This is a genomic window from Litoribacter ruber (genome assembly GCF_018449405.1).
In the GTDB taxonomy this organism is placed as follows: Bacteria; Bacteroidota; Bacteroidia; order Cytophagales; family Cyclobacteriaceae; genus Litoribacter; species Litoribacter ruber.
In genome coordinates this window covers 384,208-401,158 of the sequence record NZ_JAHCMY010000002.1, presented here as the reverse complement: position 1 = coordinate 401,158, position 16,951 = coordinate 384,208, and the positions used below count along the sequence as shown (strand labels likewise).

Here is a 16,951-nt window from a genome sequence, read left to right as displayed (position 1 = left end):
ATTAATGCTTTTTGCACAAAAATAGTCTGGGCTTGCCATCTGAGGTGGTGGTTCCAATCAGGAAGTCATCACCTCCATCCTTTAGCCTAAACTTCTTCTTGATCTCTTCGGGCTTGAGAGGATAGTTGCGGGTGATGATGTTTACTTTTCCGGAAGGAAAAAATCGTTTGAATACCTTCCTGTCTGGCTTTAGCTCCTCCACCACCTGAAACACTCTGCCCGGAATGGATTCTGGCAAAGTAGAAGAGGTATACAGATGGCTATTTGGGTGCAGTTTGGCCAATCCAAATTGTTCGGAGAAGGACTTAAAGCCACCAGCTTTCATAATGGAGGCATTGGGCTCGATGATATATTTTACTACTGTCCCAAAAGAAGCTTTAGCATTTTCCTCCTTGGGAAAATCGAATTGAAAAACCTGTTCCCCATTTCCGGTCAAGTTGATGCAATTGATAATGGGTGCCTGATCTTTGGCAGCGGCTTGCCTTTGGACCAACACCACTTCCTTCACCTCATTTTTGACACTAATCACCATTACCTCATTCACTTCTGGCAATTCGTCCAAAGCCGCCTTGATGTCGAGCATGGGACTGGTTTTGATCATGATGTTGTTGGCGGATTGGGAAAGTAGCTCCCAATTTTCGACCACATCTGGCTCGCAATCGCTAAGTTTATAAAGCTTCTGGTTGTGGTCTCCTCTCCTGGCGGGATCCAGATAGATCCAGTCAAAGACTGAATTTTCCAGCCTCAAATTCTCTAGGCTATCCCCAGTGACGCATCGGATTTTTTCCCCGGCCAACAGGCTGAAGTTGTGGCTGGCTATCTCGCCAAGGGCTGCATTTCTTTCCAAATAAACAGCCTCCTCAAAGTGCTCTGATAGAAAATAAGTATCGACGCCGAAGCCACCCGTCAGATCAATGAGTCTTTTTCCCTTTAGAAAATCAGCTTTATATTTTGCGGTAATTTCGGAGCTGCATTGCTCCAGTGAAATGCTTACCGGAAACAACAAACGCGGATCGCTGGCCCAAGTGGGCAATTTGCTTTTCACCTTTTGCCTGGCGGCAACCTGCTGCACGGCAAATTTCAGGTCAAAATCAATCTTGTTTTGATATTTTAAAAGCAATTGTGCAGGATCCTCATGGAGATGATCCTGCACAAAATTCTGGATTTGCTCTATGTTTCCTTCGGAAATCTTCACTTACACCAAACTGTGGTCTACCAAATACTGGGCGATCTGCACCGCATTGGTTGCCGCACCTTTTCTCAAGTTATCGGCCACTACCCACATGTTAAGGGTATTTGGCTGAGATTCATCTCTTCTCAATCTGCCCACAAACACCTCATCCTTTTTGTGCGCATTTAAAGGCATGGGATAGACATTGTTTTGGGGATCATCCTGCAGGATCACTCCTGGGGCCTTGCCCAGCAGATCACGCACCTCATCCATTTCAAAATCCTGGTGGAATTCCACGTTCACAGACTCAGAATGTCCGCCCATCACGGGGATCCTCACCGTAGTGGCGGTTACCTGGATGTTGTCGTTGCCGAAAATCTTCTTGGTCTCCTTGATCATTTTCATCTCTTCCTTGGTGTAACCGTTTTCTTGGAATACATCAATATGCGGGAGGACATTCAGGTCAATTTTGTGCGGGTACACCATTTCAGGTTCACGACCCTCTCTCTCGGCCATCATTTGATCCACGGCCGCCTTTCCGGTACCGGTTACGGACTGATAAGTGGAAACCACGATCCTTTTGATGCCGTATTCTTCATGCAATGGGGCCAGGGCCAACACCATCTGGATGGTGGAACAATTTGGGTTGGCGATGATCCTGTCGTCAATGCGCAATGTTTTGGCGTTGATTTCAGGCACCACAAGCTTTTTGCTTGGGTCCATTCTCCAGGCCGAACTGTTGTCAATTACAATGGTGCCCGCTTCCGCAAACTTAGGAGCCCAGTCCAGAGAAGTACCTCCACCAGCGGAAAAAATCGCAATATCAGGCTTTTCAGAAACCGCCTGGTCCAACCCGATGATCGTGTGCTCTTTTCCCTTATAGGTGATCTTTTTGCCCACAGACCGCTCGCTGGCCACAAGTAGCAACTCGTCATATTTAAAATCATGATTGGCGATAACCTCAAGAATCTCAGAGCCTACCAATCCGGTGGCGCCCACTACAGCTAATTTCATTTGCCTATTGCTTTTGTTATTTAATATTAATTATCTTTATATAATGCGAACCTTTTTAGGTGTATGGATTTGGTTTGCTTTTTCCATACTAGGTTTTACATTTTTTTCCAAAACCGATTTTTTCACAGGTACTCAGGATTTTGAAAGCAACTTTGAGATTACCAGCCATCCTGAGGAGTTTTTGCCATATTGGTCAGCTAACGACGTAAGATCGACAGCCGCCAGGGTTTTCCAAGCCAAAGGAGAAGGAATCAACCTTTCCACCGCCTTGGGGATTCAAGTCATCAGCACCTTTGACGCTGAAATATTCATCCAAACCTCCTCGGCCCACTTGCTGGACCCTGTGATTACTTTTCAAGCCAAAACCAAGCAGAATGGTTCCGGAAACCGTCCTGTATATCTGTACTATTCCTTCTCCACAGGACTGGATGCGCCCTTTTCTGCTCCCCTTCAGGTGGGCGATGAGGCATCTTTTCCAAACCAAAACACTGAGTATAAGGAATTCGAGGTCAAACTTACGCAGGAATTTTCAAATGTTGAAAGCCTATGGGTGAAGTTGGAGGCAAAATATGGAAATGGCTCGGGGACAGCGGCCAGATTATTTATAGATGAGTTCAGTATACAAGAGGCAGGAAGTGGCAACGAACCGCCCAGTGATGATGAGGAAGAAGAGAAAGCCCTGCAGCTTCTTGGTGTTAAAAACTTTTCTTCCCATGCCTTGGAATTGACTTTTTCATCTGAAAACATACCTCATGATGCTGGCAGCTATTCATTAAACAATCTTTACGGCAATCCTATTGAAGTTGAAGTTGAGGGGCCTAAAGTTAGGTTGAAATTTGAAGACTACCTTTTTTCAAATGAGTATACGCTGAACATTAAGCAAGAAAACCTTGAACTCATCTTTAAGTTCAAGCTGCTGACTCCCACACCAAAAGGGGCAATCTTGATCAACGAGTTCATGGCCGACCCAAACCCCAAATCCCTTACTCCACCCCAACCGACCTTTCCCATCGGATCAACGGATGAATATATAGAGCTGTATAATCCAACTAACCGAGAAATCAGTTTGGATGGGTATACTTATAACAACAGGGAATTGGAACAGACAAAAATACCGGCAAAGTCACATGTAATTTTAGTCCCCATGGCCAAAAAGGAGCTCTTTGAGCCCTACGGCAAAGTGGTTGGGATAAACAGTTTCCAGGCCCTTCCCAATTCCAGTGGCAACATCGTATTGAAAGACAAGCTGGGTTATTTGGTAGATAGCCTCACTTATGATCTTTCCTGGTATAAAAACACCCAGAAAGCCAACGGGGGCTGGTCTTTGGAAAGAATCAACCCGGAACTTAACTGCTCCGACAAGGAAAATTGGACAGCCTCCACTGATCCTAGGGGAGGATCGCCAGGAATCATAAATTCAGTTTTTGATGATAGGTTAGACCCAGATGTATTTTATATACTTGACCATTCATTTCAGGGGGATACCCTCATTGTGTTTTCCTTGAGCCAGCCAATAATAGAGGTGGGAGGAGTGACTATTAAAGTCAATGGACAGCATGCTGCCCTTAAGGATTGGGCAGAAAGAAGCATTGCCATCACCACAGGACGGCCTTTAGAAAGTGGCAAAACCTATGAAATAATCTTTGAGGGATTGATGGACTGCAATGGCAGGCAGCTGAGAGAAAAGCGGATAGAATTGTTGTTTGACAATTCGTTACCAGTGTTAAGGAGGATCAGTCCGATCAGCCCCACCACCCTAAACCTTATTTTTGACAAAAATTTAGGGCCGGTGGACAAATCAAACTTTTCCATCAGAGAAAGTCAGCCCCTTAGTGCTACAAAACTGGACTCCAATCGTGTACAGTTAATATTGGGACAGCCGCTGCGGATCGGGGAAAGTGAAAAATTGTATTTAAATAATGTTTCCGATTCTAGGGGGAATGTAAAAAAGACCCAGCAGTTTGATTTTCTACTCGACGACCAGACGGACTCGGTAATTGTAAAAAGCCCCTATTCCCTAGAAATTAGGTTTGATCAAGGCATTCATCCCAATTCAATCAAACCGCAAAACTTCTGGGTAGACAGAAATACCGGTCATCCCATTGCTGCTTTTGCAGACCATGAGGATGAAAAGCTTATCCATTTAGTATTTGACAAAAGCCTCCCACAGAACAACCTGACCTGGCTCCAGATGGAAAACCTTCAGGATAAAAACAGGGAGTATATTTACACCCTTTCCCGGTCCTTTGTAAGAGACATGCGGGCGATTAATGTTGCACAAGTTCTGGCGCCCAATGATTCCACGCTGTTGGTGACATTCAATAAGCCTTTGCTTCAAAACAAGGCAGAAATCCCAAATCATTACACGGTTGACAATGGCATTCAAAATCCCATTCGGGCAATCCAAACCAGTCCTACCGATGTAGAGCTGGTTTTCAGGCAAAAATTCAGTGAAGGCAAGGAATACCGACTTTCCACCATCGGTCTGGAGGATGTATTTGGTGTCACCATGTCTAGAACCGTAAATACCAATTTCATTTACGACCTTTCTCCGCCAAAAATCATTAGCCATCGTTTTATTTCCCCTTTCGAATTGGCTGTAGAGTTCAACAAAGAGGTTCGTCCTTATCATCTCGACCAGGTGAGCTTGGGAGGTATTTCACCCATTGAAATTTTCAAGGTGAACCCTAGCCAATACTCCTTGCTATTCCAAAATCCCCCAACCAAGCATTCTCTACTGGAACTTTGGGATATTTCTGACTTATTGGACAACTCTGCGGATTATTTGTCAGTCGATTTGGGAGAAAACATTTTGGCTATCGGAAATGCGGAAATCTTGGATCCAAGTGTGGTCAAGCTTACTTTTTCTGATTTTCTGGACCCAAAAACATCCATTTTCCCAGAGCAGTATCTCATCCAAGGATTAAACCCAATCAATGTGATTTTCGAGGAAAATGGATATGAAGTCTCCTTACAACTCAGGGAGGAAATTAACCTGGGTGATTCGGTAAAAGTGGTGATTTCAGCATTAAAGTCGAAGGACGAAACCCCATTCTCAGACCTCCAAGTTGAACTCATATATGATGATGGGGTGCATTTCGTAGAAATTCAGACGGCACATAGTCTTGCCCTACACCATTATGCTCCCATCAATTTAACAGAAAACAACCATTTTAAATTGGAAGAAAGTGATATAACTATCCAGGCCTTTAGAAACCAAACTACTCCGGAGCTCACCCACTTGATCCTATCAAAGCCTTTGGAAGAAAGCCAATCATACAGTCTGATAATTCCCAGAAGGAAAATTGATGAAAGGAATTTCCTGCCCGCTTCACGTAGGCAAATAGTTTTTGACCGCACCCCGCCTCGCGTGGTGGCTGCTGAGGTCTATCTGGAAAATGAGGTTCTGGTGACTTTTGATGAGAACCTTGACCCCATCATGTCGACGGTGGCCAACCATTACCGCTTGGATAATTCAAGCCCGGAAGCTGTAATTCAAACAGAAAACCCAAACCAGGTCTTGCTGCAGTTTGGGTTTAACCTAGAGGATGGTAAAAAATATGAGTTGTTTGTTTTTCGAGTAGAGGACCTTAATGGCAATGCTATAGAGGGTGATTACTTCACTTTTACATTTGAAAAGCCCTATGCCCCTGTATTCAAGGAGCTTGTAATTAATGAGGTGATGGCTGCTCCAAAAGAAGGGCAGACCCTGCCCAATGCCGAATATGTGGAGCTTTTCAACTCTGGTAGTCATCCGGTGCAATTGGCGGGCTTTCGTTTGGCGAATTCCAGAACCTCAACTGTACTTCCAAGATATGAACTGCAGCCCGAGTCGTATATTATCCTTTGTCCCCAAAGCCAAGCCAGCAATTTCAAACCTTTTGGACCCACCTTGGGCCTTTCCAACTGGCCGGCCCTACTTAATGGAGGAGATGAGGTTAAGGTTTACAACCGATCAGGTTTGATTTTGGACAGCTTGGAATATCAAACGTCCAGTTACGGGGGAAGTGAATTTGCCTCAGGCGGTTACAGTCTGGAAGTGGTAAACCCATTTCAAAACTGCCATAGCCTAGCCAATCTCCGGCCTTCAAGTTCGCCGAATCGGGGCACTCCCGGGAAGCAAAACGCGGTTTTTGACCCAACTCCCGATCGCACCAGCCCAGAGGTTATTCATTTGGTGGTACCTGACTCACTTACGGTTTCCCTAACTTTTTCCAAACCCATGCAGGAAACACTCTATGAGCAAATATTTTCAATTGAAGAAAAAGATATCCAGGAGGTGAAGTTCGCAAACAACTCCCGAACCGAAGTAATGATTACCCTAGCCACACCATTGGATAGAAATGTAAAATATAGCCTTGCAATAAAGAACTTTAGGGATTGCATGGGAAATGGTTTGGCCTCACATCACGAGCTTCAGATACTCCTACTTCCCGGAGAGGCGGTTTTGGGAGATGTGATAATAAATGAAGTTCTTTTCAACCCCCTTACGGGAAGTCCCAAGTTTGTGGAGCTCCACAACACTTCCCAGCAATACCTAAACCTCAAAAACTGGAAGCTTGCCAATTTTGCAAATGGCGAAATTTCCAACAGAAGGCTCATCAGTGCCCAAGATCTGATACTGCCGCCCCAAGAATTTTTGGCCATCACTACGGACAGCAAGCAGCTGCTTCAAATTTATCCCAAAGGAGGGAAACTCCTTGAATTGGCTAGCCTTCCAAGTTATCCTATCAGGGAGGGGACGGTGATATTTATGGATGCAGAGGAAGAGTTTATAGAGAGGTTTGACTATCATGAAAAAATGCACAATCCCTTACTCAAGGAAGTGAAGGGGGTTTCTCTAGAAAGGCTGCAACCCATTGGAGAAGGGAACAATCCGGAAAATTGGCAGTCAGCGTCAGGGAATATTGGCTGGGCAACACCCGGCTTTAAAAACTCCCAAAATCTTGAAAGTAGCCCCACCAAGGATAGATTCACGATCAGTCCTGAAATTTTTGCTCCAGACGCTTTGGGCCTGCAACCTTTCACTAGCATACATTACCATATGGATGAGCCGGGTTATTTGGTCAGTATACAGATATTGGGCATCAATGGGCGCCTGATCAGGGAAATTACCCAAAATCAGGTACTGGGTCAAAACGGCTTCTACATCTGGAATGGAACCGACGAGCAAGGTGTCAGGCAACGTCCAGGATATTATATTATTTGGATACAACTGACGCACCCAAAAGGAAGAGTAGAACAAATTCGTAAAACAGTAGCAATAGGAAGTAAATTGCGGTAGAACCATATTTGTATAATCGGGGTTTTATAAGTAAATTCAACCGTTCACCACAAAGCCCCTATACAGTTATGAGTCAAGATCTTATCACCAAAACGTTAAAAACCTATTTCATCAAAAAAGGCAAGAGTCTAAAAGTAATTCAGAGATACTTGAGCGTTAAGTACCGCATGCACATTGAGGAAAAGATCCTCCGCAAGCGGTTGCAAGACCTTAGGGTCAATTAATGGGATAAAAAAAGCCCGAAGCAATAAATTTTGCTCCGGGCTTTTTTTTCAGGATTCGGTCCTTCCTCTGCCGAGTCAGGCAGGCTCCGGTCTCTGGTCCCTTCTCACAAACCCTCATCTTCATCATTATAAATAAAGGTTTTTCCTTCACCCCTGGCCTTTATGAATCCGCGGTACATACCAGCAGAGTTAAATGGCATGGTGATGTTGCCTTCACGGTCGATAGCGATGATTCCACCCTCACCTTTTATATCCACCAGTTGTCTGTTGACCACATCATCGGCAGCATCTTGTAAGGATTTGCCTGCATAGCGCATTTGGGCGGCAATTTCATGAGCCACTACGGTTCGGATGAAATACTCCCCGTGGCCAGTGGCAGACACCGCGCAGGTTTCATTGTCGGCATAAGTTCCCGCCCCGATGATCGGCACATCACCCACACGTCCGTATCTTTTGTTGGTCATCCCCCCAGTGGTGGTGGCAGCGGCAATATTGCCCTCCTGATCTACAGCTACAGCTCCAACAGTTCCAAACTTCCTGTCCTTAAAATAAGGATCCTCAAGTTCCAACTGAAGGATTGCAGAGTGGTCAAGCTGCTGCTTTTCGGTGTCTTTGATCCGCTGAAGCTGCTTGTAGCGTGTCTCGTCCCTGAAATACTCAGGATCCACGATTTCCAAGCCCTGCTCCTCAGCAAATTTCTCCGCTCCTTGGCCCACCATAAAAACATGGGGGGAATCCTTCATCACTGAAAGAGCCGCCGTGATGGGGTTCTTTACTGTTGTAATGCCTGCTACTGCCCCGGCATTCTTGTCCCTACCGTCCATAATGGCCGCATCAAGTTCGTTTTTGCCTTCATTGGTAAATACCGCGCCTCTGCCTGCATTGAACAAGGGGCTGTCCTCCATTACTTTGACGGCTGCGATCACCGCGTCGATGGCCGTGCCGCCTTCATCCAAAACTGCATATCCGGCCTCCAGCGACTCTTCCAGTTTGGCCCGGTATTCCTTTTCCCGCTCAGGGGACATGTTTTCCCGCTTGATTGTTCCGGCCCCACCATGGATGGCCAAAGCCACTTTGTTTTTTCGCTCATTTCCTGCCTGCTGGGCCTGTACCGGCTCAAAGACAAAAAATAAAAGCAAAAATAAATTGAAGAACAAACTGTATTTTTTGATCATAATTCTAGAATTTTATTAAACCTTTGGGTATCAATTTTGCGTTAATTAACATTAAAGCTACGTATCACTATTTTTAGCTTTCAAGGCTTCAAGATAATCAAATATCCAATATTTTTGATTTTAAAAAGTGAAACGTATTTTAGGGAACTTTTTAAACGGTCTTTAGCTGATTTAAAAGAATTAAATTCATTTTAACGTTACGATTATGAGTCAAGAAAAAACATCCTACTCAAAGGAGGAGCTCAAGGAATTCGAAGAGTTGATCAACCAGAAGCTTAAGGTCGCAAAAGAGGAGCTCAATATGCTCAAGGAGACCCTTAGCAAAAGGAATGACAGTGGCACGGACAATACCGCCTCTACCTCCAAACTGCTTGAAGATGGTGCCGATACCTTGGAGAGGGAAAGCTTAAGTCAGCTAGCCGCACGTCAGCAGAAATTTATCATTAACCTGGAAAATGCGTTGGTAAGAATCAAAAACGGCACCTATGGCGTTTGCGTGGATACCGGCAAGCTCATTTCGAAAGAAAGACTGAAAGCTGTGCCCCACACCATGCATTCCATCGAAGCCAAATTAGCCAAAAAGTAACATTGGAGTTTTTACATAAGCAAATCGAAGCACTGATATTCTGCTCCCCAAATCCGTTAGGCGTTGCCGAAATCGGGAAATGCCTAACGGAAATGTTCGAATCGGATGTACCGAAAGAACACATTGAGGATGCCATAAAGGTGCTCCAGCAAAAATACGAACACGACGATTACTCCTTCGGGTTGGTCAACCTGGGCGGAGGTTTTCAATTTTTGACCAAACCGGCCTACCAGTCCAGCATTTCTATACTTCTCAAACAGCAATCCACCAAGCGTCTTTCCACTGCCCAGATGGAGACCCTATCCATCATTGCCTACAAGCAACCCGTCACCAAGGGAGAAATGGAGCAAATCAGGGGTGTGAACTGTGATTATTCCGTACAGAAGCTTCTCGAAAAAGAGCTCATCACCATCAAAGGCAAAGCCGAAACCGTGGGAAAACCCTTACTCTACGGCACCAGCGAGAAGTTTATGGAGTATTTTGGCATCAACAATATCAAGGACCTTCCCCAGCCGAAAGATTTCAGCCAGGATGACAATCAGATAGGGGACCAAAAAGATTAAGCCCCACCCTACAAAATCCCCCATTTCCTCAGTATCTTTGCAGATTGAATTCATCTCAGGTGAACTTTCAGGAATGAAAGCTGTTATGGCTTCAACAATTTAAATCAAATTACAGCAGTGATGTTGCAACAATTCCCGGCACCTACAGAGGGCTGGGTTTAAGGTTGGTGACAGCAATATCCTTGTGTAGGATAATCTAACCGTATTAAAAATGAAAAGGAACAACAGAGGGGGACAGGGTGACAAGAAGTATGGCCGCTCAGATTCATCAAAAGGCCAGTACAAAGGCAGCAACCCTAGAAGCGACCGTGAGGATTCTTCCAGACCAGCAAGACCGTCATCCGGCGGCAAATACAAACCAGCTCCAAGATCAAAATTCGGAAAACCCACATCCCGTGGCAAGTACGGAGAAAACAAGCCGCAGGAGTTTGGTGAAAATCCATTCAAGAAAGATAACCCTTTAAGAAAGGGCGGCTTTGGGAAATCTGACAAGCCATATGGCAGAGAGGAAAGAGATTCCGAAAGACCAAAAAGAGATTATGACAGGCCTCGTCGTGATTTTGACAAATCCGACAAGCCATATGGCAAAGGTGAGCGAGATTCGGAAAGACCGAGAAGGGCTTATGACAAACCACGTCGCGATTTTGACAAATCCGACAAGCCATATGGCATAGGTGAGCGAGATTCGGAAAGACCGAGAAGGGCTTATGACAAACCACGTCGCGATTTTGACAAATCCGACAAGCCATATGGCATAGGTGAGCGAGATTCGGAAAGACCGAGAAGGGATTATGACAAACCACGTCGCGATTTTGACAAATCCGACAAGCCATATGGCAAAGGTGAGCGAGATTCGGAAAGACCGAGAAGGGATTATGACAAGCCAAAAAGAGACTTTGGCAAGTCCGAAAAGCCTTACGGAAGAGGAGAAAGAGATACTGATAGGCCAAGAAAAGATTATGACAAACCGAAGCGGGATATTGGAGGGGAAAGAAAGCCCTACGACAAACCTGAGCGCGGTGATTTCAGAAACTCTGACGATTCAGCCGAATATAAGACTGTGTATAAAGGTAGAGGCAGAAATGAAAAGCCTCAGTTTGAAACCGTACGCAAAGACGAATACGAGCAAAGCAAGCGTAAGAGCTTCAAAAAGCCTTTCTTTAAAGAAAAAGGCAAAAGAGTGGAGCCTACGGAGCAGAAGCCAACATACAATTTCTCGAAGTTTGAAAAGAACCACAGAAAGCATGAGGCTACTGACGAGATCCGTCTGAATAAGTACATTGCCAACTCGGGTATCTGCTCAAGAAGGGAAGCTGACAGCCTCATCGAAAAAGGCCAAATCAGGGTAAACGGCGAGGTGATCACCGAAATGGGCTATAAGGTGCAGCGAAAAGACCGCATCACCCTGAACGGAAAGCCAATAAATCCAGAAAAGCCGGTTTACTTATTATTGAACAAACCAAAGGACTTTATCACTACCACGGATGATCCGTTGGAAAGAAAAACGGTAATGAACTTGGTGCACAATGCCTGCGAGGAGAGAATTTTCCCTGTGGGAAGATTGGACCGTAATACTACCGGTTTGTTGCTATTCACCAATGACGGGGATTTGGCTGCAAAGCTTTCCCATCCATCCAGTGAGATCAAGAAAATCTACCAAGTGACTTTGGACAAGCCTTTATCCAACAAGGATGCGGATGATATAATGGAAGGGTTGACTTTGGAAGACGGCCCAGTAAAGGTGGACGACCTGCAGGTGCTGTCCAAAGACAGAACTATCCTAGGTTTGGAAATCCATGTTGGAAAGAACAGGATCGTAAGGAGGATTTTCGCACATCTTGGATACGAGGTGACGGCACTTGACAGAGTGATGTATGCCGGATTGACCAAGAAGGATATTCCAAGAGGAAATTATCGATTCTTGAGCGAGAAAGAAGTGATCAATCTCAAGTATTTCAAATAAAAACAATTGGAATTGAGCGTATAGCCAATTATATTGGTGTTTTTATTTCCCACCGAAGATTTAGTTTTATAACCTTTTAAAATCGAAGTTTAAAAATAGATATATGCCTTATTTATTCACCTCGGAGTCTGTTTCTGAAGGACATCCGGATAAGATATCGGATCAAATTTCCGACGCACTAATCGACAACTTCTTAGCATTTGACCCCAGATCCAAAGTCGCCTGTGAGACTTTGGTAACCACCGGACAGGTAGTACTTGCCGGAGAGGTCAAATCCGAAACCTACCTAGATGTACAAAAAATCGCCAGAGATGTAATCAACCGAATTGGTTATACCAAGGGTGAATATATGTTTGACGGAAACAGCTGTGGTGTATTTTCGGCCATCCACGAGCAGTCTCCCGACATCAACCAAGGGGTGGATCGTACTACTCCAGAGGAGCAAGGTGCGGGTGACCAGGGGATGATGTTCGGTTATGCTACCAAGGAAACCGAAAACTATATGCCTTTGGCGCTGGATATTTCTCATAGGTTGCTCAAAGAATTGGCTGCCCTGAGGAGAGAAAATAAGGAAATCACCTATTTGAGACCAGATTCTAAGGCTCAGGTGACCATTGAATACAGCGACGACAACGTGCCTCAACGCATTGAAGCCATTGTGGTTTCTACGCAGCACGATGACTTTGCTGAAGAAAAGGAAATGCTCGAGAAGATCAAGCAGGACATCATCAACATTTTGATCCCAAGGGTTAAAAACCAGTTGACTCCAGATCTCCAGAAACTTTTCACCGACAACATCAAATATCACATCAACCCTACCGGTAAGTTTGTAATCGGTGGACCGCATGGTGATACGGGATTGACGGGCAGAAAAATCATCGTGGATACCTACGGTGGAAAAGGTGCCCACGGCGGAGGCGCATTCTCCGGTAAAGATCCTTCAAAAGTTGACCGTTCAGCAGCTTATGCCACCAGGCATATCGCCAAAAACATGGTTGCTGCGGGACTTGCAGACGAGGTATTGGTACAGGTTTCCTATGCAATCGGTGTGGCTCAGCCAATGGCGATCTATATCAACACGTATGGCACTGCCAAAGTGGATATGACTGATGGCGAAATAGCCAAGAAAATAGAATCTATCTTTGACATGAGGCCTTATGCCATTGAGCAACGCTTGAAGTTGAGAAACCCCATTTATGAGGAAACAGCCGCTTACGGCCACATGGGTAGGGAAAGCGAAGTAGTGACCAAAAAATTCTTCTCCCCTGATGGCTCTTCCATCACCTTGGATGTGGAATTGTTTACTTGGGAAAAGCTGGATTTTGTTGATAAAATCAAAAAGGAGTTTGGTCTTTAAGACTAAAACTGACTTATAAAAAAAGAGCGGCAAATTAGCCGCTCTTTTTATTTTTTCACGCTTTTATCCTCAGGTTTCAGGTCCTAGATTTGGCCGTGAAAAAGGAACTCTGCGAAACTCCGTTAAAACTCAGCGGAACCCTGCCTGCGCAGGCAGGTCTGTGTCCCATTTCTTTCCGCGAAGTGGTTTTTATACCGTTTCGGTCTTCTGTCTCTTAAAACATCTCCTCAATCAATTCTGTATAAAATTCTTTCACCTCTTTGCCAATGGCCCTCACCTGTTGGGAAATCAAGCTGGTTTCGGTTTGGCCGGGCACCGTGTTTATCTCAATGAAGAAAAACTTTCCGGTTTCATGCTCCAAAAAGTAGTCAATCCTCACCGCCCCTTTGCAATTTAACTTTTCATAAGCCTTTGCCACTATTCTTCTCACGCGCTCCACTTCTTCCTCATTCATACGTCCAGGGGTGATCTCTTCCGTCACACCTGCCGTGTATTTGGCCTCAAAGTCAAAATACTCCTTGCTGCTCACAATTTCAGTAGCCGGGAGTACGGTGGTTACCCCTTTGGCGGTATAAATCCCAATCGAAAACTCCCTTCCAGAAACAAACTCCTCAACCAACACCTGTTTATCTTCTGCAAAAGCCTTATCCAATGCCTCCTGAAGTTCCTCTTCTGTTTTTACCTTACTCATACCAATGGAGCTTCCCCCATTGTTGGGCTTGATGAACAGGGGCATACTTAGCTCATCCTTCACCCGCTGGGTATTTGCCGGACTGTTGGCAAAAAGCTGTAGGGATTTGGCCACGTTCAGTTCTGGGATGTCATCCACGATGGCTTTTGTGTAGCCCTTGTTCATGGTGATGGCCGAGGTCATCGCATCGCAGGTCGTGTAGGGCAGGCCTATCATATCAAAATATCCGGCCAGCTTGCCATCCTCTCCGGGAGAACCGTGCAGAATATTGAATACGCCATCAAAGGAGATTTTCTGCCCTTCCACCTGGATGGAAAAATCATTCAGATCCACGGGATATTTTTCTCCCGAAGGACTTTCATGATACCAGTCGCCCGGGTAGATCAGGATCTTAAATACGTCATATTTGTCTCTGTCGATAGTTTTTTCCACTACAGTGGCACTTTTGATGGATATGACAGACTCACCGGTAAAGCCTCCCGTGACCAAGGCAATCTTCTTTTTCATAGACCTTTCATTTGGAAGTTAAAATTAAAGGGGATTTTGGAAAGCGCAAGGTCATCCATATAAAAAACACCCCCCACTTCCCCCATATTTATTATATTGTAGCCGAAATTCATTTAACAAACCCTATGTACGATAAAAGAACCGCATACCCCCTGCTGATGGGGCTGCTATTTTTGTTGGCCGGCTTTTCCACACAGGCTCAAGAGAAAAAGCAGATCACGTTGGAAGACGTTTTTAAAGATGCCAGATTCAGCCAACAGTCTGTCACGGGCATCAATTGGATGAAGGATGGCCAATATTACACATCCCTTACCCGCAAGGGAGGCTACCCGAGAGTAGTCAAGATGAATATCACTACCGGCGAAGAGGAGGAAACATTGCTCGACGGGGCCAAGCTCGAGGTGAGTTTCGCCAATTTTTCCCTTAACAAAGAGGAAACCAAAGCCCTCATTGAATCAGATATCGAAAGAATCTACAGAAGATCCTCCAAAGCCGTCTTCCATGTAGTGGACCTTGCCTCTGGGGAGAAGCAGGTGCTCATGGATGGTGAAAAGATCGGGTATGCCACCCTTTCTCCGGACAACACCAAAGTGGCTTTTGTAAAAGACAACAACCTGTCCTGGACAGATCTTTCCACCAACCAGACCACCCAGATCACCCACGACGGGAAAGACAACGAAATCATCAACGGTGCCGCTGACTGGGTGTATGAGGAGGAATTCTCCATGGCCAAGGCTTTTGATTGGTCGCCTGACGGAAAGAAAATAGCTTTCATCAGATTTGACGAAAGTGAGGTCCCTGAATTCAACATGCAGGTGTGGGGCGAGCTATATCCCCAGGACTATGTATTCAAATATCCTAAAGCCGGTGAGAAAAACTCTGATGTCAGCATTCATGTGTATGACCTGGAGGAGGAAAAAACCGCTAAGATGGATGCCGGTGAGGAAAGCGATATCTATCTACCAAGAATCTACTGGACGGGGCAGAACAATACCTTGGCATTCTTGAGGCTAAACAGACTTCAAAATCAGCTGGACCTTTTCTATGCCGATGCCAAAACTGGCGGCAGCGAGGTAATCCTCACGGAGACCGCTGACACTTATGTGGACATGGATTACAATGACAACCTGCTTTTCTTGGAAAACAACAAAGGCTTTATCCGAACCAGTGAGAAGGATGGTTTCAAGCACATTTATCACCATGACAGTAAAGGAAAAGAAATCCGCCAGATCACATCCGGCGATTGGGAAGTGACCCAAATGGTGGGCGTGGATGAGAAAAACGGCAAGATCTATTTTATCTCCACCGAAAAATCCCCAATGGAGCGACACCTTTATGTCATCAACCTTAACGGTAAAGGAAAAAAACTGCTAACCCCTGAAGAAGGCACGCATAGGGTAAACATGAGCCGTGATTTTAAATACTTCGTGAAATACCACTCCACGGCTGATTCTCCCCTTATCGTAACATTAAATCAGTCAAGCGGCAAGGAACTGAAAGTGCTGGAAGACAACCAGGACTTGCGTGACAAACTGGAAAACACGGCCATGCCAAGCAAGGAGTTTTTTGACTTTCAAACTGTCGATGGCACTACTTTGAATGGTTATATCATCAAGCCGGTAAACTTTGACGAGAGCAAGGAATATCCGGTTTTGATGTATGTATATGGAGGCCCCGGTTCGCAGAATGTGACCAACAGCTGGGGAGGTGTGAGAGACTTCTGGCATGCCTACCTCACCACTGAAGGTTATATAGTGGCCTGTGTGGATAACCGCGGGACCGGAGCCAGAGGCCGTGATTTCAAGCATGTTACTTATGCCCAACTTGGCAAGCATGAGACCGAGGACCAAATTGCCGGTGCTAAACACCTGGCAAGCCTACCGTTTGTGGATGCCTCCAGAGTCGGTATTTGGGGCTGGTCATATGGTGGATACATGTCAAGCTTGGCCCTGATGCAGGGCAACGATGTTTTCAAGGCCGCCATTGCCGTGGCTCCTGTGACTACATGGAGATATTATGACACCATCTATACCGAAAGATACCTGCAGACCCCTCAGGAAAACCCTGAAGGTTATGACGACTTTAGTCCCATCAACCATGTGGACAAAATGGAGGGCAATTATTTGTTGATCCACGGTACGGGGGATGACAACGTGCATTTCCAAAATGCAGTGGACTTGGTAGATGCCCTCATAGGTGCCGACAAGCAGTTTGAGTCATTCTACTACCCCAACCGCAACCACGGAATCTATGGTGGCAATACCACTTGGCATTTGTACAACATGATGACTGATTTCATCAAGAGAAAGCTTTGATTACTTTGATTTAAAAAATAATGTGTTAAAGAGAACCTTTTAATGGGGTTCTTTTTTTGTTTAAAGCAGAATCTTTCCTTATAGCACTTTAAAATTTGCAA

General features: G+C 45.2%; 11 protein-coding genes. 7 read left to right on the top strand and 4 right to left on the bottom strand.

What is annotated here, in order from left to right; all coding sequences use genetic code 11:
• Position 1: 1 nt before the first annotated feature.
• On the bottom strand, positions 2-1,195 hold the full coding sequence (locus KI659_RS06345) for a THUMP-like domain-containing protein (RefSeq protein WP_213944520.1): 1,194 nt from the start codon (positions 1,193-1,195) through the stop codon (positions 2-4).
• Positions 1,196-2,185 carry an aspartate-semialdehyde dehydrogenase gene (locus KI659_RS06340; protein WP_213944519.1) on the bottom strand — a complete coding sequence of 330 codons (990 nt, stop codon included), beginning with the start codon at positions 2,183-2,185 and terminating at the stop codon, positions 1,196-1,198. It abuts the gene before it with no gap.
• Positions 2,186-2,228: 43 nt separating this feature from the next.
• On the opposite strand from KI659_RS06340, the gene KI659_RS06335 reads away from it, so the two are divergent.
• Positions 2,229-7,469 carry a lamin tail domain-containing protein gene (locus KI659_RS06335; protein ID WP_213944518.1) on the top strand — a complete coding sequence of 1,747 codons (5,241 nt, stop codon included), beginning with the start codon at positions 2,229-2,231 and terminating at the stop codon, positions 7,467-7,469.
• Between the two features lie 68 nt (positions 7,470-7,537).
• Positions 7,538-7,693, top strand: a complete 156-nt coding sequence (locus KI659_RS06330) for a hypothetical protein (RefSeq protein WP_213944517.1) — start codon at positions 7,538-7,540, stop codon at positions 7,691-7,693.
• Positions 7,694-7,797: 104 nt separating this feature from the next.
• On the opposite strand, the gene KI659_RS06325 is transcribed toward KI659_RS06330, so the two are convergent.
• Positions 7,798-8,868: an isoaspartyl peptidase/L-asparaginase family protein gene (locus KI659_RS06325; RefSeq protein ID WP_213944516.1), complete on the bottom strand. Its 1,071-nt coding sequence runs from the start codon at positions 8,866-8,868 to the stop codon at positions 7,798-7,800.
• 205 nt (positions 8,869-9,073) lie between these two features.
• Here KI659_RS06325 and KI659_RS06320 point away from each other — a divergent pair, with 205 nt between their 5' ends.
• The 4 genes from KI659_RS06320 (at position 9,074) to metK (ending at position 13,337) form a co-directional block, all read left to right on the top strand.
• Complete coding sequence (locus KI659_RS06320) at positions 9,074-9,454, top strand: TraR/DksA family transcriptional regulator (protein ID WP_213944515.1); 381 nt, start codon at positions 9,074-9,076, stop codon at positions 9,452-9,454.
• Between the two features lie 2 nt (positions 9,455-9,456).
• Positions 9,457-10,017, top strand: coding sequence for an SMC-Scp complex subunit ScpB (scpB, locus tag KI659_RS06315; protein WP_213944514.1), 561 nt, complete (start codon positions 9,457-9,459; stop codon positions 10,015-10,017).
• Positions 10,018-10,228: 211 nt separating this feature from the next.
• On the top strand, positions 10,229-11,980 hold the full coding sequence (locus tag KI659_RS18755; RefSeq protein WP_213944513.1) for a pseudouridine synthase: 1,752 nt from the start codon (positions 10,229-10,231) through the stop codon (positions 11,978-11,980).
• Positions 11,981-12,083: 103 nt separating this feature from the next.
• Positions 12,084-13,337, top strand: coding sequence for a methionine adenosyltransferase (metK, locus tag KI659_RS06305; RefSeq protein WP_213944512.1), 1,254 nt, complete (start codon positions 12,084-12,086; stop codon positions 13,335-13,337).
• Between the two features lie 214 nt (positions 13,338-13,551).
• On the opposite strand, the gene KI659_RS06300 is transcribed toward metK, so the two are convergent.
• The gene (locus tag KI659_RS06300) at positions 13,552-14,535 is read right to left on the bottom strand and encodes a D-alanine--D-alanine ligase (protein WP_213944511.1); all 984 of its coding nucleotides are present in this window, start codon (positions 14,533-14,535) and stop codon (positions 13,552-13,554) included.
• A gap of 125 nt (positions 14,536-14,660) precedes the next feature.
• Here KI659_RS06300 and KI659_RS06295 point away from each other — a divergent pair, with 125 nt between their 5' ends.
• Positions 14,661-16,850, top strand: coding sequence for a S9 family peptidase (locus tag KI659_RS06295; protein WP_213944510.1), 2,190 nt, complete (start codon positions 14,661-14,663; stop codon positions 16,848-16,850).
• The last annotated feature ends 101 nt before the right edge of the window (positions 16,851-16,951 follow it).